The following is a 23,734-nucleotide window of genomic DNA, read 5'->3' as shown; positions in this document are numbered from 1 at the left end:
GTTAAACTTAGGCGGCCATATCTTCTTACGGATGTGATTTTTTTTTGTGCGAAAATGTGTAAAAATGTGTAAAGAATAATGTTTCTTTATGAGCGGTTACTTATTAATTACATGTCAAATATATACGAACTACATACTTTTAAAAAAAAATTGTTGTGACATGCAATATTTCCGATGTTAAAACGTGTATTGTGGGTATTGAAGTGCTCAAATTGTATCTTTGTGCTTTATAAATACATGTATGAATAGCATTTTAGATGTAAATCCTAAAGAAAATATAATAATTAAAGGTGCTAGGTTGCACAATCTTAAGAATATAGATGTTGTAATCCCTAGGAATAAGCTCGTTGTAGTTACTGGTTTGTCTGGTTCAGGAAAATCTAGCTTAGCATTTGACACCTTGTATGCAGAAGGACAACGTAGGTATGTAGAAAGTCTATCGTCTTATGCACGTCAGTTTTTAGGAAAATTAGATAAACCTAAAGTAGACTATATAAAAGGTATAGCTCCTGCAATTGCCATTGAGCAAAAAGTTAACTCTACCAATCCACGTTCTACCGTAGGAACCACTACCGAAATATATGACTACTTAAAACTAGTCTATGCGAGAATAGGAAAAACTATCTCCCCTATTTCTGGTAATGAGGTAAAAAAACATACCGTTACTGATGTTATTAATTTTGTAAAAACATTTCCAGAAGGAACGAAGCTCCTTTTATTAGCACCAATAAAAATAAGAGAAGATAGAGATGCGCTTAAATCTTTACAGATTTTTTCACAACAAGGCTATGCGCGTATTAAATATAAAGGAGAAGTAATCCGTATTGATGATACCATTACAGAAATAGATAAAGAGTTTAGCTTAGTTGTAGATCGTATTATAACTAAGGATGACGAAGATTTTTTAAATCGATTAGCAAATGCTGTCGATACCGCTTTTTTTGAAGGCAAAGGAGATTGTATTATTGAGAGCTTAACAACTGGTGAACAAATCCCGTTTAGCAATAAGTTTGAATTAGATGGCATGAAGTTCTTAGAACCTAATGTACACCTATTTAGTTTTAATAATCCTTATGGCGCATGCCCTACTTGCGAAGGGTATGGAGATGTTATTGGTATTGATGAAGATTTAGTAGTACCTAACACAGCTTTATCTGTTTTTGAAAATGGAGTATTCCCTTGGCGAGGTGATAGTATGGGATGGTATCGTGATCAATTAGTGAATAGCGCTTATAAATTCGATTTTCCGATACACAAACCTTGGTTTCAACTTACAGACAAGCAAAAACAATTAGTTTGGGACGGAAACGAACATTTTACGGGGATTAGTGCTTTCTTTTCTGCGTTAGAAGAAAAGAGTTATAAAATTCAGAATCGTGTTATGTTATCGCGGTATCGCGGTAAAACCAGGTGTACGACTTGTAAAGGCAGAAGATTAAGAAAAGAAACTGACTATGTAAAAGTAGATGGTAAATCTATTTCTGACTTAGTAGAACAACCCATAGAAGATTTAATTGCTTTTTTTGAAACGATAAGCTTAAATGAAACCGATAAGAAAATTGCTTCTCGATTATTAATTGAAATTAAAAGTAGATTAGGCTTCTTATATAAGGTAGGACTTACCTATCTAACTTTAAACCGAAAATCTAACTCCTTATCAGGTGGAGAAAGCCAACGAATTAATTTAGCCACCTCTTTAGGTAGCAGCTTGGTGGGGTCTATGTATATTTTAGATGAACCTAGTATTGGACTACACCCTAAGGATACAGAAAATTTAATTGATGTTTTAAAGTCACTTCGAGATTTAGGGAATACCGTAATTGTTGTAGAACATGATGAAGATATCATGAAAGCTGCCGATGAAATTATTGATATAGGCCCTGAAGCAGGTACACAAGGGGGCCATGTGGTTGCTCATGGTACTATGAAAGACATCTTAAATTCATCTTCACTTACCGCTGGCTATTTAAATGGTACTCTAGAAATAGAAGTTCCTAAAAAAAGAAGAACCTCTAAAAACTTTATTGAAATACTAGGCGCAAGAGAAAACAACTTAAAAAATATAGATGTTACTTTTCCTTTAAATATGCTTACTGTAGTTACAGGAGTATCCGGTAGTGGAAAAAGTACTTTGATTAAAAAGATCTTATATCCTATTATATTAAAAGAAATTGGCGGCTATGGAGAAAAAGCAGGTCAGTTTACTAGTGTCAAAGGAAAGTACAGTGAAATAAAACATGTAGAATTCGTAGATCAAAACCCTATTGGTAGATCTTCACGTTCTAATCCTGTAACGTATATAAAAGCTTATGATGATATCCGCGCACTCTACGCTGCACAAAAACTAAGTAAACTTAGAAACTACCAAACCAAACATTTTTCGTTTAATGTAGATGGCGGTCGCTGTGAAAAATGTAAAGGAGAGGGAGAAATTACGGTAGAAATGCAGTTCATGGCTGATGTTCATTTGGAGTGTGAAACCTGTAAAGGTAAACGTTTTAAGAAAGAAGTTTTAGAGGTTAAGTTTGAAGAGGCCAATATTGACGACTTGTTAAATATGACCATTGATGATGCCCTTGCTTTTTTTGAAAAACACCAACAAACAAAAATTTTCAGAAAATTAAAGCCGCTACAAGACGTTGGCTTAGGCTATGTAACGCTAGGACAATCTTCTTCTACCCTATCTGGTGGAGAAGCTCAACGAATTAAATTAGCATCATTTTTAGTAAAAGGAACAACCAAGGAAAAGGCTTTATTTATTTTTGATGAACCTACTACCGGTTTACATTTTCATGATATCAAAAAACTACTAAAATCATTTAATGCCTTAATTGATAAGGGTCATTCTATTGTTGTGATTGAGCACAACATCGATTTAATTAAATGTGCTGATTATATTATAGATCTTGGAATGGAAGGTGGAACAAAAGGAGGCGAACTTATAGCTGCTGGTACCCCCGAAGAAGTAGCAAAAAATAAAGTATCTCATACCGCAAAGTATTTAAAAGAGAAGTTATAAATAGTACCTTTTAGAAAGTTAAATAAAGACGATGTTATTAAGTTAACATCGTTTTTTTTGTTTTACAACGAAGGAAATTCATTCCTTAAACCTCATAAAGAATTGATAATCAGTGTTTTTTTAATCTTGGCACGCTGTTTGTAATATACTAACCGAATGCAAATAGTTGCTTTCATGAATTATTAAAACCTTATATCATGAGAAAATTAATACTCCTTTTATCAGCTTTAGTTTTGAGTACCTCAAGTGCTGTAGCTGCTAACACAGAAAATAAGGTTGCAGCAAGCAATACTTATACCAATAACAATAATAACTCATTCATCTTTGTTGAAAACGGGATAACATTTTCAGTTTATCCTGATGGTGAATTCGATTTCTATATCGACGATAGAACTAGTGTAAATGCAAATGTAAACATTGGTCGTACCAACATCACTTTTAATTCTGGTTATGATTACAACCCATATGTTCAATATGATGATTACGGAGCTATTATTCAAGTTGAGAATGTACCTGTATATTATGATTATTATGGCCGTGTAACTGAAATTGGTGGTGTAGATATTAACTACAACAATAATAGAGTATCTCGTTTAGGTGGTATGTATGTTTTTTATGACAACAGAGGAAATTACAATCATTACAGAGGTTTTATTAACGTGTACAATAGATCATATGTTTACCGTCCTTTTCACAGTTATTTTGCTAGACCATCTGTAGGATTCTGTTTAGTAAACAACAGACCATATAGAAGATACTATAGTGCTGTAAGGTATACGTATTATAATCCTTACCGTTACAACACACGTAGAGCTTATGCTGTAGTGGGTAAAGAACATAGATATAACCAAGTTCGTAATGAAAGAGCTCAAGTTTATAAAAATGATAGAAGAGTAGCACAAAGAGATGCTCATTCTAGAAACTATAGTTCTAGATCGTCAAAAGGAACTACGAGATCTAATTACAGAACACCTGTTACAAGAAGTAATTCTAAAGGAGTAACTTCAAGATCTAATGCCTCTAGTAGAAAAGGAAATACAAGGTCTGATTACAGAAGCCCTTCTACAAAAAATACAAATAGAACTGTAGCCTCTAGATCTAATACAAACTCTAGAAGTGGTACTAATGTTAAAAGAGAAGTTAGTGTAACAAAAAATCCACGTTCTACGACGGTTACGAGAAGTACTACATATAGAAGTCCTTCTAACAACAAAAGTAATACGCAAAGAACAACTACCTCTACTAAAAATAATGGAGTGTCTTCAAGAAGTTCATCTTCTTCAAGAGCAGCAAAAAGTACTCCTACAAGACAAAATAGTGTGAGTACGAGAAGTACTTCTTCTAGAAAAGTGAGTAGTACACCTTCTAGAAGTTCAAAATCAACTAGTACTTCTAGTAGAAGTAGTAGATCAAGAAATTAAAAATAGTTTTTAGGTTGGTTAGTTGTTAACCCCGTAGTGAATTAATTCACTGCGGGGTTTATTTATTTTTTAAAGAATTTATGGAGTACTCCCGATACGTCTTCTGATAATTTAAAACGGTATAAAACCCAAGTATAAAATACTATCATGAGTATACTTTTTATACTGATACTGAGTATGGGATGAAAAGGAATTGTTATAAAATAAAAAGCAACTCCTAATAAAACCAATACAAGTAGTACTTTAAGCATTGCATTAGAAAAAGGAAGAATTCCAAAACGAACCTTTACAAATACTATCTTTAAAGTATTATATATAAAAATTGCAGAGAATGATGCTATTGCCGCTCCTATTAATTCATATTCGGGAATAAGCCACATATTAAATAGTATGGTTATTATAGCTAAAAAAACACCTAGAATTAATAGCATCTTATAATAATCAGAATTGTATAAGATGGCATTATTATTTCCTAAAATAGCATCATATACTTTCGCCAATCCTATTAATAAAACAACAAAAAAACCTTTGCTGTAATCATCCGATAAAAGCAAATAAAGATCTCCTAGGTTTACTATAATTAACAAATAAAGTAAACCCGAAATAATAAATAATGTTAACGCACTTCTATGATACAGGTTCTTTAAACTAGCCGTATCATTTTTAGTCAAAATTTCTGCAGTTAAAGGGTATACTATTTGATGCATTGCCCTGGAAGGCACTGAAATTACCGTTGCTATAAAAATAGCTACACTATAATAGGCTACATTTTCAATTTTGATAAATTGATTGATCATTACCTTATCTACCTCTAGCAACACTACAGCTGCGGAGCCTCCTAAAATGATTAAGGCACTATATTGAATTATGGTTTTGGTATTCGCTGGAAACTTGAAACTTAAGACTGGCATTTGTAATGAATAAGCATAGAATTTCATAATGAGCATTCTCAAAATATAAAGAATTACTAAGCTTATTAAAAAAGTATCCACAGAAATCCAATTAAAATAAACCATTATGAGGAGTATGGTAACTCCTATTCGTGTAAATACCTCTTTCAAAAAATTACCGAAAATAGATTTCATATGCACTTTGGCCAAAGCATAAAAGATCTCAAAATAAGCCATTGACATCCCTATGATAAAGATGTACCAAACATAGCCTTTCACTATAGGGTTTTCTTTTGCCAAAAAATTACCAATAGCATCATAAGCTACATAGGAAATTAGAGCAACCGGTAGTATTAAAAATAACGGTAATACCAACATTAAGGTTAAAAACCCATTTTTATGAGTACTATCTTTAAAGCCACTGAAGTATTTCACTAAGGTATTAGGTACCCCAAAAGCTAATAGAGGCATTAGTACTGCTGAAGCAGAGAGAATAACACCAACTAGCCCGTAATATTCATCTGTTAAAAAACGAGTATATAAAAATAACGTATTAACAGCACCTACAGCAAAGCCTAGATAGGTTATTATTGTATTGTTAAGTGACTGTTTAAGTACGATTCCCATTAGATTAGTTCTGCTAATTTTCGGGTAAGTTCCCTCCTACTATACTTATTTATATTTGTTGCTGCTATATTTAAAGATGAAGTTTTATACGCCTCAAACCATTCTAAAAGTAATTTTTTTAGCTTAACATCTTCCGTATAATCGAATGTTTTCCCTGCTTTAGTATCCTCTAAAATAGCTGAAACATCCCAGTTTTTAGGCCCAATGGCTAAGATAGGCCTCTTTGCTGCTAGGTATTCAAAAAGTTTTCCCGGAATAATCCCTTGGGTTTCTTTTGAATTTATTTCCGTCAATAACAGAATTTGAGATTTTTTTTGCGCCTGTAAAGCGGTATTATGAGAAACATAACCCACCAAATCCACATATGGTTTTAAATGGTGAGCGTATATACTTTCTAAGACATCTTCACTAACAACCCCTATTAATTTAAGTTTAAAAACTTTTTTAAAATCAGCATTTGATACTAGCAACTCAGAAAGAATACGCCATAAATTTTCTGGATTTCTTCCAGACAATAAAGATCCTATATGTACCATAGTAAAGGCAGCATCTAACTTAATTTCTTGAATTTGCTGATCATCAAAACCATTGGTGATTACCGAGATTGGTTGCGATGTAAGCGCTTCAAATTCTCTTTTCGTAGTTGGACTTGTGACAACTATTGTATCCGCAATATTCAAAACACGTTTTTCTAAAAATTTATGTTTCTTCTTTGCTGCTCTAGTTAATTTCAATTTTTTATGGTACCCTATAGAGGTCCATGGATCTCTGAAATCTGCCAACCAAGTAATTCCTAATCTTTCTTTTAAGGCCAAACCAATAAGATGTATACTATGCGGAGGTCCTGTGGTAATAATTGTTTCAATGTTTTCTTCTTGAAGTACTTTAGTAATGGACTTCACAGAAGGTTTTATCCAATATTTACGTGCATCAGGAATAAATAAATTCCCTCTAATCCAGAGTAAAATTTTTTCTAAAAAAGATTGATTTTTAGTTTGAATAATTCCCGAACTTATACGCTTTGTTTTTTTACTAGATAAAAAACTAGCCAATTGATAGGGCTCAAAAATAGATTGCTTTATTATTTTGATTCCTTCTGGAATTTCTTTCAAAAAAGCGGCGTCTGTTATTGGGTAATTGGGGTTTTTAGGTATAAATAATACGGGTTCAATATTAAAATCTCTAAGGTACTTCACAAATTTCAACCACCGTTGTACGCCTGGCCCTCCTGCAGGTGGCCAGTAATACGTGATAATTAAAACTTTCTTCATTATTCTTTTTCTTTTTTACGAGGTCTTGAAAAAGTAAAACCTATAGCCGCTAGTACTAGTAAAGCTAGTAACCCCGAACTTAAGACCACAATTGTAGAGCCTTTTTTAATTACTTCAGGCTCAAACTTAAATACAATATTGTGTTTACCCGCAGGTATAACTAATCCTCTTAAAGCATAATCTACACACATATGCGGTTTTATCTGTCCGTCAATATAAGCATTCCAACCTTTTTCATAATACATTTCTGAAAAGACCGCAAAACCTTTATTTGCATTATCAGAAATATAAGAGATTTTATTGGGTTGATATGACTTTAATGTTAGTATAGCCAAGGAATCTTTTTTATACTGGAACTCCGTAATCTCAGGATAGTTCTCGTTATTGATAACGGCGTTATTCTTGGTATCTAAATCTTTTAGTGCTAAAATTTCTTCTGAGCTTGTGCTCACTTTCTCTAAGGTAGAAATAAACCACGCATTACCATTAGCATCAGGATTTTGAGCAGGGAAACTTCCATTTTCATCTTGTTGAATGATATACTTAACATTAAGCATATTCAACACGTTTAAATTAACTTTATAAATATAAAAATCAAATAAATCTTGAATTTTTGCAGGCTTAGCAGCATGGTACCCACCAATAGATTGATGGTAGTATGACGTGCTTGCCCCATTCAAACCTTCTGCTGGGTTGTACACTCTAAACACCCCATCATCTTGCTTTATTAATTGATCTACTTCTGTTTTTGGAAACGGCGTAGTCATTGCACGTTGACGTACAAAATCATCATCGTTAACATAACGCTTAGCTACACCCACTAAATCAAAAAGAATCAGAAGGCCTAAAACAAGTACAAAGACATTTTTATTTATTTTCTCTTTAATAAAAAACCAAAGTAAAGTAGCCGCTAGAAAGACAAACAACAGAGAACGTAGCGTATCATTGGTATATACTGCTTCTCTATCTAAACGAATCATGGTCATTAATTCATTCCCATAATTTTTTTCTAAATACGGATCACTAGCACCTTCAAAATGGAATAGACTTTTGGTTAACAGGAGTAATATCCCTACACCAATACTAATAAAAAAACTGATTTTAAGGGCATTGAGTTTTTTAGATTTTTCAACTTTAGCGTCCATTAATGCGTTTAGTGCTAGTATTGCCAGGATTGGCACACACAATTCAAGAATAACTTGGATAGATGAAACAGCCCTAAACTTATCGTATAATGGAAAATAATCTATCATAAAATCTGTAAGGAAACTAAAATTCTTTCCCCAAGAAAGTAATAAAGACATAATAACCCCACCTAATAGCCACCACTTACTATTCGTTTTTACTAAAAATAAGCCTAAGAAAAATAAGAAGAAAAGTATCGCGCCAATATAAGCTGGCGCTGAAGTTCCTGGCTGATCTCCCCAATATAATGGCATTCCTTTACTAAACTCTAAGGCTTGTGAAGGAGAGATATTTCGTTCTATTAAAAAATCATACGCATTAGAATCTTCTCCTAAATCTTCTGAATTTGAACCTCCAAAAAGCCTAGGAACAAATAGATTTAAAGATTCGGTAATACCATAACTGTATTGTGTAATATATTCTTTCCCTAGGCCTCCTGTATCTTCTTTTGGAGAACCATCAGGATTAATCGTTAAACTACTTTTACCTCGTGTACTCCAATCAGCATACTCCTTAGTAGCCATTAAACTAGTTGCATTAGTAGCAATACCCAACAAAACGGCTATTAATAAAACACCTACCGATGTAAATAAATGTTTCAATTCTTTCTTTCGGATAGCAGCTATTAAATAAACAATGCCTAGTATTAAAACTAAAAGCATAAAATAATAGGTCATTTGATAGTGATTCGCATTTATTTCAAGTGCCATAGCAATAGCTGTTAAAATAAATCCCCAAACATATTGTTTTCGAAAAACTAAAATAATACCTCCTAAAAGCATTGGTAAATAAGCAATAGCATGTGCTTTTGCATTGTGCCCTACACCCAAAATTATAATCAAATATGTAGAAAAACCAAAAGCCAGAGCGCCTAAAACAGCTAGCCTGTAATCTACTTTCAAACAACAAAGTAAGATATAAAAACCTAATAGATATAGAAATAAATAATCTGCAGGACGTGGTAAAAAGCGCAATGCTAAATCTACCTTTTTCACAAAATTATAGGGATAATGTGCTCCTAGTTGATAGGTTGGCATTCCGCCAAACGCACTGTTGGTCCAATAAGGTTCTTCCCCGGTTTGCGCTTTAAAATCAGTTTGCTCTTTAGCCATCCCCGTATACTGGGCAATATCTGACTGAAAAATAACTTTACCTTGTAAAACTGGTGTGAAAAAAGCTATTGCTGCGAAAATAAAAATGGCAATAGCAAAAAAATGAATTAAAAAAGCCCTAAGATTACTTTTCATTTATAATTCTGTTTTCTAAAAAATAGATAGCTAAAACCAAAGACTTAAAATCCTCGAGCTTCTCTTCTATATTTTGATTGGTGGTTAAAAAAAGGAAAATTAATCAATTTCTTCAAAATCTATATATTCTCCAACTTTTTTTGAAGAATTAGATTTTTTAATCGTGTTGTCGTCTATAATCACATCACCTTGTTTGGTGTTATTTTGCGGTGACTGTTGCGTGTTAAAACCCTCAAACTTTTCTCTGAAATGTTGTTCCGCTTTTTTACCCGCATAACCCAATATTTTAGGCGCAAATAATTTTATTAATATTTTAAATAAATAATATACTAATAGTATGATTAATATCGTTTTTAAGAAAGCCATATTGTTCAAATAATTAATATCAAAAATACAATTATCAATCCGCATTATGGCGATGAAAATCTTAAAATATTAATAAAACCGTTGCATACAGTACGTCACAGAACTATATATCATGAAATATTTTCTACTAATAACTATTTTTCTTTACTCCATAATAGCATCATCACAATACACAGATGTGATTAATTCTAACCGTCCTGGACAATCTGTTAGCGCTTATGCCGTTGGCAAAAATGTAATTCAGGCTGAGTTTGGTATTGGTTACGAACAACAAGACCATGTGTTATTAAGTTCTGATTCTAATATTTTAAGTACAGAACTAGCCCTTCGCTATGGTCTTTTATTTGAAAAATTAGAGCTTATTTATGAGGGTACTTATCAAAAAGAAGAGATTACCTATTCTAATTCTTCTCCTGATCAATCCATAACAGATTTTTCTAGAAACAGATTGGGATTAAAATATTTGATCTATGATCCGTTCAAAAACCCAGAACGCAATAAGCCAAATTTAATGAGCTGGAAAGCGAACCATAAATTTCAATGGCGCAATTTACTTCCTGCAGTATCTCTTTATGCAGGGGCTACGTTTAATTTAGGGGATAACCCCTATTATATTGGCGATGGTACTGTTACACCACGTGTAATGCTTGCTACGCAAAGTAAAATTTCTCCAAGAGTTGTTTTTATATCTAACATTGCATACGATAGAATTGGTTCTGAATTTCCTGAATGGAGTTATATTGTATCTCTTACTCATGCTTTTAGAAACCCTAAATGGAGTATTTTCTTAGAACAACAAGGAATTAAGAGCGATCGCTATGCAGATGCTTTATACAGAACAGGTATTGCTCATTTATTCTCTAAAAATTTACAAGCAGACATTACTTTCGGAGGAAGCTTTAAAGACACTCCTACCCGTATGTTTGGCACCCTTGGGCTTTCCTATCGCTTAGACAAACACCAAGATAAGATTATACCAATTGACGAGCAAAAAGGAGGCGAAAATGGACAGATTGGCAAAAAAGACATGAAAAAGAAAGCCAAAGAGTCTAAAAAAGAAGGTGGTGCAGAAGATGTAGATTTGGGGCCAACAAAAAAACAATTTAAAAAACTTAAGAAAGCAGAAAAGAAAAAGAAAAAAGGAGAGAATGGCGCTATTGATTTCTAGTTACCTCTTTTTTTTAAAATTGAAAATTATAAAACATTAACTTCCTTTCTTGCTTTAAGATGTTGATAAATAGTGCTAATATTGATACTTCTAAAAAGCACAGATGATTACAGTTTCAGAAGTAAAGTTAAAAGCAGATATTAAAAAGTTTGTAAAATTTCCTTTTACCCTATATAAAGATTCTCCATATTGGGTTCCTCCCATCATTGCCGATGAAATGGACTCCTTTGACAAAGACAAAAACCCTGCCTTTAAAGACGCGGACGCTACTTTATTTCTTGCCTATAGGGGCAATGAAATAGTAGGCCGCATAGTCGCAATTGTTAATTGGATTGAGATTAAACAGCAGAAAGTTTCTAAAATGCGTTTTGGCTGGTTTGATTTTATTGATGATCTTGAAGTTTCCAAAGCCTTAATTGAAAAGGTAAAAGAAATTGGAAAGAAGAACAACCTTGAGTACATGGAAGGTCCCGTTGGCTTTTCGAACTTAGATAAAGTAGGTGTACTTACGGAAGGTTTTGAAGAAATTGGAACTATGATTACCTGGTACAACCACGCCTATTATGTAAACCACTACGAAAACTTAGGTTTCGCAAAAGAAAAGGAATACATGGAAAACAGATTTCCATTTGCTAATGCTGATCCTAAATTTTATGCGAAAGCAAATGAATTAATTAAAAAACGATACAATTTACGCCCTATAAATTTCACAAAAACAAAGGATGTAATGCCTATGGCTGATAAAATGTTCGATTTATTTAATGAATCCTACGCCTCACTATCCTCTTTTGTGCCCATTACAGAAATACAAAAAGCCTATTTTAAGAAAAAATACATTAGCTTTATTAATCCTGAATATATAAAATTTGTAGTAGATAAGGATGATAAACTTGTTGCGTTTAGCATTGTAATGCCTTCATTTTCGGAAGCACTACAAAAATCTAAAGGAAAATTATTTCCAACAGGTATTTTTCATTTACTAAAAGCAAAAAAACAAAGTAAAGAGGTCATCTTTTATTTAATAGGTGTGCATCCTGACTACCAAAACAAAGGTGTTACTGCTATTATATTTAATGAATATTATGAAACTTTTACTGCTAGAGGTATTCTAAGCTGTGTACGAACACCTGAGTTAGAAGAAAATATTGCCATAAAACAATTATGGAAAAATTTTGATCCTGAAATTTATAAACGCAGAAGAACGTACCGAAAAAATTTATAAGCTTTTGGTTATAGAATAAAAAAAATCCCGAGATGTAATTAAATTACACTCGGGATTTTTATATGTTATAGTAGTCCTTCTTACTCACCCATAGCGGCAGCTACGGCAGCAGAAAGTCTTTTGTAAGTTCCGTTCTCTAAACGCTCTCTAATTGCAGAGAAAGCCTCTAAAGTAACTGCAACATCCTCTAAAGTATGGGTCGCTGTAGGAATCATACGAAGTAATATTAATCCTTTTGGAATTACTGGATACACAACGATAGAACAAAAGATACCATGATTCTCACGTAAATCTTTTACTAAAGCCATTGCCTCAGGAATACTTCCGTTTAAATATACAGGAGTTACACAACTTGTTGTTGTTCCAATATCAAAACCACGTTCTTTAAGTCCGCCTTGCAATGCATTTACGTTTTCCCATAACTTATTTTTAAGTTGTGGCATCGTACGTAACATATCTAAACGTTTTAATGCTCCTTTCACGTAAATCATAGGTAATGACTTCGCAAACATTTGAGAACGCAAGTTGTATTTTAAATAATCTATAATTCCTTTATCAGCAGCTAAAAATGCACCGATACCGGCCATAGATTTTGCGAAAGTTGCAAAATAAACATCAATTCCGTCTTGAACACCTTGCTCCTCACCTGCTCCAGCACCAGTTTTACCTAAGGTACCAAAACCATGTGCGTCATCTACAAGTAGTCTAAAATTGTATTTTTCTTTTAAAGCGACAATCTCTTTTAACCTACCTTGTTCACCACGCATACCAAAAACACCTTCAGTAATCACAAGGATACCGCCACCTGTTTGGTCTGCCATTTTAACGGCACGTTCAAGATTTTTCTCTAAGCTCTCAATATCATTATGCTTAAAAGTGAAACGCTTACCCATATGTAAACGAACACCATCTATTATACAAGCATGAGAATCTACATCGTAAACAATAATATCATCTTTACCAACCAACGCGTCTATAGCAGACATGATACCTTGGTATCCGAAGTTTAAAAGATAAGCGGTTTCCTTGCTAACGAAAGTAGCTAGTTCTTGCTCTAATTGTTCATGAAAATCGGTATGACCACTCATCATACGCGCACCCATAGGGTATGCAGCTCCATATTCTGCTGCTGTTTCTCCGTCAACTTTTTTAATTTCCGGTAAATTAGCAAGACCTAAATAATCGTTAATGCTCCACGTTAGAACTTCCTTTCCTCGGAATTTCATACGATTAGAGATAGGTCCTTCAAGTTTTGGGAATACAAAATAACCTTCAGCTTGCGATGCCCATTTCCCTAATGGTCCTTTATTCTCGATTATTCTTTCAAATAAATCTCTCATTCTAAATTAAATTGAATTTACCGCAAAAGTAAAGATTTTTAGTATGTTTTCATAAAATATAGATACAAAAAAAAGCAATGATTCAAATGAACCATTGCTTTAAATTAATATTATTAAATTATCTTATTTTATATACTGTACTTCTGGTATCTTATCTGTAGATATTGCATTTGAAAAACCTTGATCAGCCATCCATTTATCACTATATACTTTACTCATATAACGAGAGCCATGATCAGGAAAAATAACCACTACATTACTATTTTCATCAAACTCACCTTCAGCATCTAATTGTTTAATGGCCTGTAAAGCTGCACCACTGGTATACCCAACAAACATACCTTCTTTTCTAGATATTTCACGTGCAGAATGTGCACTCTCTTCATCAGTTACTTTTATAAACTTATCAATTACATCAAAGTCAATAGAATCTGGAATTAAATTTTTACCTAAACCTTCAATTCGGTATGGGTAAATTTCTTTACTATCAAATTCTCTTGTCTCGTGGTATTTCTTTAAAACAGAACCATAAGCATCCACAGCTATAATTTTAACATTAGGATTCTGTTCTTTTAAATAGGCTGCTGTTCCAGAGATTGTTCCTCCAGTACCACTACATGCTACTAAATGCGTAATCTGCCCGTTTGTTTGCTTCCAAATTTCTGGACCGGTAGACCTGTAATGCGCTTCCGTATTTAATTTGTTGAAATACTGATTAATGTAAATACTATCTTTAGTTTCTTCGTGTAAACGTTTCGCTACCTGATAATAAGATCTAGGATCTTCAGGAGCTACATGTGCAGGACAAACATAAACCTCAGCCCCCATAGAGCGTAACATGTCTATTTTATCTAGTGAAGATTTTGAACTAACCGCTAAGATACATTTATAGCCTTTTATAATACTAACCATTGCAATACTAAAACCCGTATTACCAGAGGTTGTTTCAATGATTGTACTACCAGGCTTAAGTAAACCTTTATGTTCTGCTTCTTCTATAATGAAGTTAGCAATTCTATCTTTTGAGGAGTGGCCTGGGTTAAAAGCTTCTACTTTAGCGTAAAAATTACCAGTAAATGATTCTGCTACTCTATTTAATTTAACTAAAGGTGTGTTACCTATTAGTTCCAAAACGTTATTATGAGCGTTTATCTTATTTTCCATTTGTTGGATCTAAGTTATACAACTATTGTCAGGTTGTTTTTTATGATATATACATAACAATAAGCTACAAATTTATTGAATTTTTTTCATTAATCGATTTTCTTTTCCAAATCAATTAAAAAAGCGTATTCTTTAGCAACTTCTTTTAAGGCTTCAAACCGTCCAGATGCACCTCCATGACCCGCATCCATATTAATATCAAAAAGTAATACATTAGTATCTTTTTTCATATCTCTTAATTTAGCTACCCATTTTGCTGGTTCCCAATATTGCACTTGAGAATCGTGCAACCCCGTAGTGATCAGCATATTTGGATATTTTATTTCTTGTACATTATCATAAGGAGAATAGGATTTCATATAGTCATAATATTCCTTTTCATTTGGATTACCCCATTCATCATACTCCCCTGTCGTTAAAGGTATGGTATCATCTAACATTGTAGTTACAACATCTACAAAAGGTACTGCAGCAATAACGCCATGATACAAATTTGGTTCCATATTAACGATTCCTCCCATAAGTAAGCCACCTGCAGAACCGCCTTCTGCGTATAAATGTTCTGGACTGGTGTATTGGTTTGCTATTAAGAACTTAGAACAATCTATAAAATCTGTAAATGAATTTTGTTTTTTTAAAAGTTTACCCTCATCATACCATTGCCTTCCTAAATATTCGCTTCCACGAACATGCGCTATCACATAAATAAAGCCACGGTCTAATAAACTTAATCTAACCGTAGAGAAATTTGGATCTAAGGTATACCCATAAGAACCATAGCCATATTGTAGTAAAGGACTAGAGCCATCTAGCTTAGTGTCTTTATGATAAACAACAGACATTGGTATTTTTACACCGTCTCTTGCTGTTGCCCAAATTCTTTCTGAGGTGTAATTTTCTTTTTGAAATTTACCTCCTAATACTTCTTGTTCTTTTTTAACATCCTTTTCTTTAGTCTTCATGTTAAAATCGATAACAGAACTTGGCGTGGTAAGTGAATTATACCCATACCGAAGTATTTCTGTATCAAAATCTGGATTAGTACTTACATACGCAGTATAGGTTTCATCATTAAAGGGTAAAAAATAACTCTCTTCAGAATCCCAACGAACAATCTTTATTTTAGCTAATCCGTTTTCTCGTTCAGAAATTACATAAAATTCTTTAAATATTTCAATATCTTCTAAAAGCACATCACTCCTGTGTGCAATAAAATCTTCCCAATTTTCTGAGCTGGTCTTAGTATCCGACGTTTTCATTAATTTGAAATTCGTTGCGTCATCTTTATTCGTCAGAATATAAAAATCATCTTTATAATGTGCTAATGAATATTCAACTCCCCGTTCTCTTTTAGAAAAAATAGTAAAATCACTATTCGGAGCGTCAGATTTTATATACCTATATTCTGAAGTAAGCGTACTTGTTGATCCAATAATAATATATTTTTTTGATTTTGTTTTATAGACAAAACAGTCGTAAGTTTCATCTTCTTCATGGTAAACCATTACATCATCGACAGTTGGTGTACCTAAAACATGCTTATAAATTTTATCAGAGCGTAAGGTTATCGGATCTTTCTTAGAATAGAAAAACGTTTTATTGTCATTTGCCCAAACCGCCCCTCCTGTAGTTTTTTCAATGACATCATCATAGATTTCTCCTGTATTTAAGTTTTTAATCTTTAAAGTGTATTCTCTTCTAGACACATCATCAACTCCAAAAACTGCTAATTCATTATTAGGACTAACCGCAATACCACCCAATTTAAAATAGTCTAAACCTTCTGCCATAACATTGCAATCAAACAATTCTATCGCTTCCGCATTGTTAGTATCTGTCTTTCTAGAATAAATAGGATATTCTTTTCCTATTTCATAACGGGTTGAATACCAATATCCATTTTGCTTGTAAGGTACAGAAGAATCATCTTCTTTTATTCTAGATTTCATTTCGTCAAACAAAGAATTCTGAAAAGAAACCGTATGCGCCATCATTTTTTCATAGTAGGCTTTTTCTTCATTTAAATAATCAATAACCTCCTTATCTTCTCTATCATTTAACCAATAATAATTATCAATTCGTGTATCTCCGTGAATCTCTAATGATTTCGGCATCTTTTTTGCAACAGGTACGGTATTTTGAGACATAATTTTTTTATCACTTTTACAAGAAGCAGCAAAACTAATACTTAAAAGAAAAATAAACGCTTTTTTTAGGGTACATCTCATCGTATGGAAAAATTTAACACCACAATTTATTACTTTTGAAGATTAAATACTAATACAACGACTATGTTTGGAGATATGATGGGCATGATGGGTAAGCTAAAAGAAACCCAAGAAAAAATTAAAGTGGCCAAAGAAAGAATGCATACTATACTAGTAGATGAAAAATCTTCTGATGGAAAACTTAAGGTTACCTTAAATGCGAATAGGGTTATTAAAGAAATTTCTATTGATGACGAATTATTAGCCGACAAGGAACAACTGGAAGATTACCTTATACTAGTACTAAATAAAGCTATTGAAAAAGCTACCAATGTAAATGAAGCAGAACTTTCTGCCGTTGCGAAAGACGGAATGCCCAATATTCCTGGAATGGATTCGTTATTTAAATAATTAAACATAAACCAATGAAGAAGTTACTGATTGCGCTTTTATTCCCTGTACTACTTTGTGCTCAAGGGGATTTAAAAGAGAAAAAAACAAATTGGCTTACAGATTACAAAACGGCTGTTAAAAAAGCAGAAAAAGAAGATAAAAATATACTTGTCTTTTTTACAGGTAGTGATTGGTGCCCACCATGTATCGCCTTGAAGAAAGACTTTTTTGAAACTCCTTCTTTTGATGAATATGCTAAAGAATATATTTTATTATATGTAGATATCCCTAGAAATAGAGATTTATTGAGTGCAGATCAATTAGCCCAAAATAAAGAATTAGCCTCTAAATATAACAAAAGAGGAAGTGTTCCTATGCTAAAGGTTATTAATGAAAACGGAAAGGAATTAGGCGCTATGTCAGGATATAGCATGAATGGTGAAATACAGTACCACACTAAATTTTTAGATAAATACTATAAATAAAGTAGGTATTCAATAACTAAAAAACCTGTAAAAGCCGCATTTTAGAAATCTAAAATGCGGCTTTTACCATTTATATAGGTTCTATTAGATTACTTATAAGTGCTCCTTTGTACTTACAAGTAAAACCTACTAGCCCTAAAAAACTAATACTTCTCTTCTTTATTCGCATAAAACTTAAATAGTAATCATTAAATTACCATTAGCTATAGGACTAATACACCTAAATACTAGAGCTTAAAAGAATTACATTGCTCCACTTACCTTAAAACTATCAAAGAAAACTAAGGGAGAGGCCCATTATTTTAATCACTAACAGTACTCGTTTAATTTCTAAAGGTCAGCGCAAACATATAGCTACTAAAAAAGCCCCCTGAGAACAGAGGGCTTTTAGTAACTTACTTATTAGTATGAGTAAAAACTTAGTTATTGATTAATCTAAACTGAGTTCTTCTGTTTGCAGCGTGCTCTCTTGCAGTACAAGAAACACCATCTTTACATCTATTTAATAATTTAGTTTCGCCGTATCCATTAGCAACTAAAAGACTTGAATTAACTCCTTTAGAGATAAGGTAATCTGCAACAGCTTTTGCTCTTCTTTCAGAAAGATCTTGATTAGAAGAAGAAGCTCCTTGAGAATCTGTATGAGAAGCTAATTCAACTTTAACTCCAGGATTTTGAGCTAATACAGGCATTAATCTGTTATCTATAATACTTTTAGCTTCAGAAGTTAAAGTAGCGCTTCCAGAATTCCAGTTTATTGGTAAAGCTTGGTATTCTACTAAAGAACATTCAACTTCTTTCCAGCTTGTTAAACCACCTTTTTCCTTTAAAACTTCTTTAGAAACAGTTTTTGTTACTGCAGGAATAGTTTCTTCTACGGTATAAGCATCTTTATCAATAATTGTTTTCGTAATGTTTTTATATTCCGCAGGAATAATTTCTTCAATTACTTTTGCTTGCTCTAAAAGAACTCTTTTAGTATAGCTAGCATCTTTTGATCCTATTGGTGTTTTACTAACACTGGCAGGTGTAGACAATACTGTAGTAGATACCGTAGTAAATTCTGCAGGATATCCTTTGTAACACCAATATCTACAATCATCAGGATTACCAGAAGAACAATCAGGAGCAGCAGCACCAAGTTCCCATTGTGCGTAAGCTGGCTTAATTTCAATTGTTTCAGATCCTGTTGTAAAAGATGCAGGAGAAATACTTAAGGTATTACCACCTTGCTTAGAAGTATAACTGATTGTTTCTGTACCCCATTTTTCAGGAACAACCGTTAATTTTTTTCCAGAGGATTTAATCTCTACGTTTTCTGTTACAGTTTTAAAAGTTGCTGGAACAGTTTTTAAAACTGAATAAGCAGGCTTTAATGTAATTGTCACCGTTTCATTTACGTAAACATCTGGTGTTGTACAACGTACATAACATTTACCTGGTTCTGGATTAGAAGGTAAATCTTGTGCCATCGAAAAAGATGCAGTAAAAACTGACAATAAAAATAAAATTTTTCTCATTTTAAAATGTGTTTTGTTATGTTAATATTTAGTACTGCAAATATATTCTCTTTGAATCAAAATCTATTTGTTAAAGAAAACTAAAAGGAATTTATCGTCAAAATACACATTTTATCGCCAAAACGCACTACTAAACATAAATTACTGTATTTTCCTACAAAATAAAGCTTAGTATTTTACTGTTTTTTTCGTATTTTGAGGAAAAAAGGATAGGATATGATTAAATATTTCACCGATAAATCTGGTAATCACGCGTTTAAATTGGAAAGTACTAATGGGAATACGCTACTAGAAAGTATTCCCTACACTAACAAGAATGATTTAGAGCAGGTTGCAGCAACCTTAAATATATTAGTTACCAAACCATTGTTATTTGAACGAAAGACAAACTATAAAGGCGAGTTTTTATTTATGCTAAAGGATGACCAAGGCAAAGTTGTAGGAAATTCTATATTATACACCTCAGAGGCCGGAATGGAAAATGGTATTAAGAACCTTAGAAACATCGTAGCCCCTAATACCACTTCAAAACCGTAAACTATATTTTTTTTAAGATGGATAAAAATGCCACATGCATTTCATCTGTATAATCTAAATGGGTTACGATTCTTAATTTACCTTGGCCCATACCTATTATAAATACATTATTTGCTGCCAATTTTTCTAAGAAATTTTCTGTACTTACTAGTGTTTCGTTAATTTCAAATATAATAATATTGGTTTCAATAGGTTCTACCTTCTTGATAAATAGTAGTTGCCGCAATACCTTCCCGATTTCTTGGGCTTTATTATGATCTTCAGCCAATCTATCTACATGATGCTCTAAAGCATACGATGCAGCCGCTGCCAAATATCCAGCCTGACGCATACCTCCTCCCAAAATCTTACGAACCCGGATTGCTTTTTGCATTATTTCTTTGTTTCCTACTAATACAGAACCTACAGGACAACCAAGCCCTTTACTGAAGCAAACACTTATGGTGTCAAAGAGCTCACCGTATTGTTGTGGTGTTTCATTTTTAGCCAGCATAGCGTTCCATAAGCGTGCGCCATCTAAATGGTATCCTAAACGATTTGACTTACAAACCGTTTGTATTTTTTTAAGCTCTTCAAAATCCCAACAAGCGCCACCCCCTTTATTGGTAGTATTCTCTATACTTACTAAAGTGGTTAAAGGACTGTGGTAAAAATCTGGTGGGTTTATAGCTTCTTCAACCTGTTTGGCTGTCATCATTCCTCTTTCTCCATCCACTAATTTGCAAGAAACACCACTATTAAAACTTATTCCGCCTCCTTCATAATTATAAACATGAGCATATTTATCACAGATTAATTGATCTGCTGGTTGCGTATGTAATTTTATAGCTGCTTGGTTCGCCATAGTTCCGCTAGGAAAAAATAACGCAACGTCTTTATGAAACAACTCTGCTACTTTTTTCTCTAAAGCGTTTACCGATGGGTCTTCTTTAAATACATCATCTCCCACCTCTGCTGCAAACATCGCTTTTAGCATTCCTGGAGTTGGCTTTGTTACTGTATCACTAATTAAATTTATTTTCATTTATTATATAATAGTAGATTGATGCATTAAACTTATCGCATTAAAGTCAATTTCTTGAATTTAAAAGCTTCTTTCTTTTAATACCTATTTAATAACAAGCCATTCCAATAGGAGAACCGTCAGGGATTTCTGCTACCGGTATACCCTTGAATATTTCTGGATGTTCTTGAAATTGTATAATCCTATTCGCTATTTCAAAAGAAAAAGCATCAGAACCTTTCTCATATCTACGTTTCAGATCATTCAATTTTAAACGTGCAATAGCATTTACTTGGCCATGAACTTCATGATTAGCAGCTAAATTCATCAAATAATACAAAACACGGTAGTTAATTGCTTTTTGAACTTCGGTTAGATATGCATCGCTATTGGTTGTATTAAAAGTAGCATTAATTACTTGGCCTAACACGTCTTCTAACCCTAAATTTTTATCATCTAAACTTTTTTGTTCTATTAATTTCGACGCTCTTTCTGGGTGCAAAAGAAACTCTAGAGTAAGATCTGCTGCAGTTTCTGCTGCAGAAATAGGATCAAAAGCAATACCTGTTTTACTTTTAAAAGACTCTCTAGATCTTGAATTCCCAAAAGCTCTAGGAGGAAATAAACTTAGCTTCTCTTTCGGTATAGCTATAACTTCTGCGTCTAAAGTTTTAAGCACAATTTTTAAAGCCTCTTTCTGAATCTTACTATCTAAGGTTTCTACTACCATTTGTTGGTCTCCTTTAAGAGCATAGTTAAAATCTATTCCTCCAATTTGTTTTGCTGCAGCTTCTACTTGATATCTGTGAAAAAAGTACAGTGGCACAAAAACATCTTCTAAGGTGGAATATGTTTCTCCTCTTTTTATATTATCCACAGAAAAATTATCAATAGCTAAGGCCCTAACTTTTAATACTTTTTCTAACTCTTCACTCGCATTAGCACCATTATCCCATAAATGGCTCAAGCCATTTGTAATACCTTTTGGTCTAGAATCTTGATCCGTAATATATCTTAAACCTTTTTCTTGTGCATCTTTCAGGATTGTATTTAATTCTTTATGTTCATTCTTATCTTTTGTAAAATCTGAATACGAATACGCCACCGTCACTTTATCCCATGCTCCAATCCCTTTTGCATACGCCTCGGAAAAATCAATTTTTCTACGTTTTATACTAAATTGAGGGTGAGGATAGTCCATTACTGATGCGTTATTATTTGCACTAGCCGCAAAATTATGTGCAAATCCTAAGGTATGACCAATTTCATGCGCAGAGAGCTGTCGTATTCTTGCTAAAGCTAGTTCTAGCATAGGTTCATAATTATCATCACGCTCTTCAAAGGGTTTATCCATTAAGGCTTGTGCTATTAAGAAATCTTGTCTAATACGCAAGCTACCTAAGCTCACATGGCCTTTAATTATTTCACCCGTCCTAGGGTCTGTAATACTACTCCCATAACTCCACCCTCTTGTTGAGCGGTGCACCCATTGAATAACATTATACCGAGAATCTAACGGATCTGCATCTGCAGGTAACATTTTTAATTGAAATGCATCTTTATAGCCAATTGCTTCAAAGGCTTGATTCCACCATTTACCTCCTTCAAGCAAAGCACTTCTTACAGGCTCAGGCGTACCATTATCTAAATAATACACAATAGGCACAATAGCTTCACTAATGGCAGCTTGTGGGTCTTTCTTTTCTAACCGATGTCTTCTAATAAATTGTTTTAAAGTAGATTCTTGTATTGGTGTAGCATAATCATAATAAGTAAAAGGATACGAACCACTTCGAGGGTCATATATCCTCTTCTTAAAATTAGCATCTGGTAATTCAACAAAAGAGTGATGCTGAGCTACAGTGATTAAACTAGGATTAGGAGCCACAGATCTTAATTCTACTCCTTTGTCATCTCCTTTAAAGGTTAAGATAACATCTAATTCTATATTTTTAGGAAAGGCTTTAGTACGTTCTAAATTAAAAGCACTTTTAGAAGTATCCAAACTAAAAGACCCTTGTTTTGCTTGTTGCAGTCTGTTTGCAACACCATGAGTATCTTGCATTAGAAAGTCGGTTATATCAATTATATATCTCCCATTCTTTTCTTCTTCAATTTTAAATCCAAACAAAACAGCTGTAGCAAAAGCTTGCGCTACGGACTTCTTCTCTAAAACATTATCTGTTAAAGCTCTATATTTTAAGTTAGGTTGAATAAGTAATAATTTATTACCTACTTTTTTAAAATAGACCACTTGTTCATTCCCTAATTGGCCACGGTCTAAACCAATATCATTACTACCAATACCATTACTCAATGCGTACACATAAAGAAATTCTTTATCTAATTCATTTACAGCGATATAGACTTTATCATTTTGGTCATCATAAAAGAAGTCAAATAATCCATTAAATTTCTGAAAACTAGCACTCTTTTTGGAGAACTGGGCTGTAGCGGTTAACGCTATACATAAAAGTAAAAATAATGGTATTTTCTGTGGTCTCATTTTCAATATTTTTAGATCTTAAAATTATAAAAAAACAATGGACTTAGTTCTAAATGTGCTATAAAGGCAACAAAAAACCAAATCATCAAAATTCACAGTAAATTATTATGCAAAATATTAAATCATAGTCCGATTATTGCTTAATTATAGCTAATAAAGTCTA

The 23,734-nt window shown here is 33.1% G+C and carries 17 protein-coding genes; 7 read left to right on the top strand and 10 right to left on the bottom strand.

Features of this window, described 5'->3' with window-relative positions:
* Positions 1–241: 241 nt before the first annotated feature.
* Entirely contained in the window at positions 242–3,019 is a 2,778-nt protein-coding gene (gene uvrA / locus CELAL_RS17220) for an excinuclease ABC subunit UvrA (protein ID WP_013552164.1), read from the top strand.
* A gap of 197 nt (positions 3,020–3,216) precedes the next feature.
* Positions 3,217–4,440, top strand: a complete 1,224-nt coding sequence (locus CELAL_RS17215) for a hypothetical protein (protein ID WP_013552163.1) — start codon at positions 3,217–3,219, stop codon at positions 4,438–4,440.
* A 62-nt stretch (positions 4,441–4,502) separates the two neighbouring features.
* On the opposite strand, the gene CELAL_RS17210 is transcribed toward CELAL_RS17215, so the two are convergent.
* From CELAL_RS17210 to CELAL_RS17195, 4 genes are all read right to left on the bottom strand, one after another.
* Positions 4,503–5,957: a lipopolysaccharide biosynthesis protein gene (locus tag CELAL_RS17210; protein ID WP_013552162.1), complete on the bottom strand. Its 1,455-nt coding sequence runs from the start codon at positions 5,955–5,957 to the stop codon at positions 4,503–4,505.
* Complete coding sequence (locus CELAL_RS17205) at positions 5,957–7,228, bottom strand: glycosyltransferase family 4 protein (protein WP_013552161.1); 1,272 nt, start codon at positions 7,226–7,228, stop codon at positions 5,957–5,959. Before CELAL_RS17205 ends, CELAL_RS17210 begins: the two co-directional genes overlap by 1 nt.
* Complete coding sequence (locus CELAL_RS17200) at positions 7,228–9,660, bottom strand: YfhO family protein (protein ID WP_013552160.1); 2,433 nt, start codon at positions 9,658–9,660, stop codon at positions 7,228–7,230. The genes CELAL_RS17205 and CELAL_RS17200 overlap by 1 nt, the downstream gene beginning before the upstream one ends.
* Positions 9,661–9,759: 99 nt before the next feature.
* The gene (locus tag CELAL_RS17195) at positions 9,760–10,026 is read right to left on the bottom strand and encodes a DUF4834 family protein (RefSeq protein ID WP_013552159.1); all 267 of its coding nucleotides are present in this window, start codon (positions 10,024–10,026) and stop codon (positions 9,760–9,762) included.
* A gap of 112 nt (positions 10,027–10,138) precedes the next feature.
* Between CELAL_RS17195 and CELAL_RS17190 the strand changes: the two genes are divergently transcribed.
* Together CELAL_RS17190 and CELAL_RS17185 are read left to right on the top strand one after the other, a co-directional pair.
* Entirely contained in the window at positions 10,139–11,194 is a 1,056-nt protein-coding gene (locus tag CELAL_RS17190; RefSeq protein ID WP_013552158.1) for a transporter, read from the top strand.
* Positions 11,195–11,297: 103 nt separating this feature from the next.
* A complete protein-coding gene (locus tag CELAL_RS17185; protein WP_013552157.1) occupies positions 11,298–12,416 on the top strand; it encodes a hypothetical protein in 1,119 nt (372 codons plus the stop codon).
* Positions 12,417–12,496: 80 nt separating this feature from the next.
* Here the strand turns inward: CELAL_RS17185 and CELAL_RS17180 are convergent, their stop codons facing one another.
* The 3 genes from CELAL_RS17180 to CELAL_RS17170 form a co-directional block, all read right to left on the bottom strand.
* On the bottom strand, positions 12,497–13,756 hold the full coding sequence (locus CELAL_RS17180; protein ID WP_013552156.1) for an aminotransferase class I/II-fold pyridoxal phosphate-dependent enzyme: 1,260 nt from the start codon (positions 13,754–13,756) through the stop codon (positions 12,497–12,499).
* A gap of 123 nt (positions 13,757–13,879) precedes the next feature.
* Positions 13,880–14,920: a PLP-dependent cysteine synthase family protein gene (locus CELAL_RS17175; RefSeq protein ID WP_013552155.1), complete on the bottom strand. Its 1,041-nt coding sequence runs from the start codon at positions 14,918–14,920 to the stop codon at positions 13,880–13,882.
* Positions 14,921–15,009: 89 nt separating this feature from the next.
* Positions 15,010–17,148: a S9 family peptidase gene (locus CELAL_RS17170; RefSeq protein WP_013552154.1), complete on the bottom strand. Its 2,139-nt coding sequence runs from the start codon at positions 17,146–17,148 to the stop codon at positions 15,010–15,012.
* A gap of 63 nt (positions 17,149–17,211) precedes the next feature.
* Between CELAL_RS17170 and CELAL_RS17165 the strand changes: the two genes are divergently transcribed.
* On the top strand, positions 17,212–17,538 hold the full coding sequence (locus CELAL_RS17165; RefSeq protein ID WP_013552153.1) for a YbaB/EbfC family nucleoid-associated protein: 327 nt from the start codon (positions 17,212–17,214) through the stop codon (positions 17,536–17,538).
* Positions 17,539–17,552: 14 nt separating this feature from the next.
* The gene (locus CELAL_RS17160; protein ID WP_013552152.1) at positions 17,553–18,005 is read left to right on the top strand and encodes a thioredoxin family protein; all 453 of its coding nucleotides are present in this window, start codon (positions 17,553–17,555) and stop codon (positions 18,003–18,005) included.
* A 419-nt stretch (positions 18,006–18,424) separates the two neighbouring features.
* On the opposite strand, the gene CELAL_RS17155 is transcribed toward CELAL_RS17160, so the two are convergent.
* Positions 18,425–19,525 carry an OmpA family protein gene (locus CELAL_RS17155; RefSeq protein ID WP_013552151.1) on the bottom strand — a complete coding sequence of 367 codons (1,101 nt, stop codon included), beginning with the start codon at positions 19,523–19,525 and terminating at the stop codon, positions 18,425–18,427.
* Between the two features lie 216 nt (positions 19,526–19,741).
* Here CELAL_RS17155 and CELAL_RS17150 point away from each other — a divergent pair, with 216 nt between their 5' ends.
* Positions 19,742–20,062 (top strand): YegP family protein, encoded by a 321-nt coding sequence (locus CELAL_RS17150; RefSeq protein ID WP_013552150.1) that lies wholly within the window; start codon positions 19,742–19,744, stop codon positions 20,060–20,062.
* A gap of 1 nt (position 20,063) precedes the next feature.
* On the opposite strand, the gene CELAL_RS17145 is transcribed toward CELAL_RS17150, so the two are convergent.
* Together CELAL_RS17145 and CELAL_RS17140 are read right to left on the bottom strand one after the other, a co-directional pair.
* Complete coding sequence (locus CELAL_RS17145) at positions 20,064–21,086, bottom strand: threonine aldolase family protein (RefSeq protein WP_013552149.1); 1,023 nt, start codon at positions 21,084–21,086, stop codon at positions 20,064–20,066.
* Between the two features lie 88 nt (positions 21,087–21,174).
* Positions 21,175–23,571: a zinc-dependent metalloprotease gene (locus tag CELAL_RS17140; protein ID WP_013552148.1), complete on the bottom strand. Its 2,397-nt coding sequence runs from the start codon at positions 23,569–23,571 to the stop codon at positions 21,175–21,177.
* Between the last annotated feature and the right edge of the window lie 163 nt (positions 23,572–23,734).

The sequence above is a fragment of the Cellulophaga algicola DSM 14237 genome, from assembly GCF_000186265.1.
Taxonomy (GTDB): Bacteria; Bacteroidota; Bacteroidia; order Flavobacteriales; family Flavobacteriaceae; genus Cellulophaga; species Cellulophaga algicola.
Note: the sequence above shows the minus strand (reverse complement) of the source record. Positions and strands in the feature narration are given on the sequence as shown.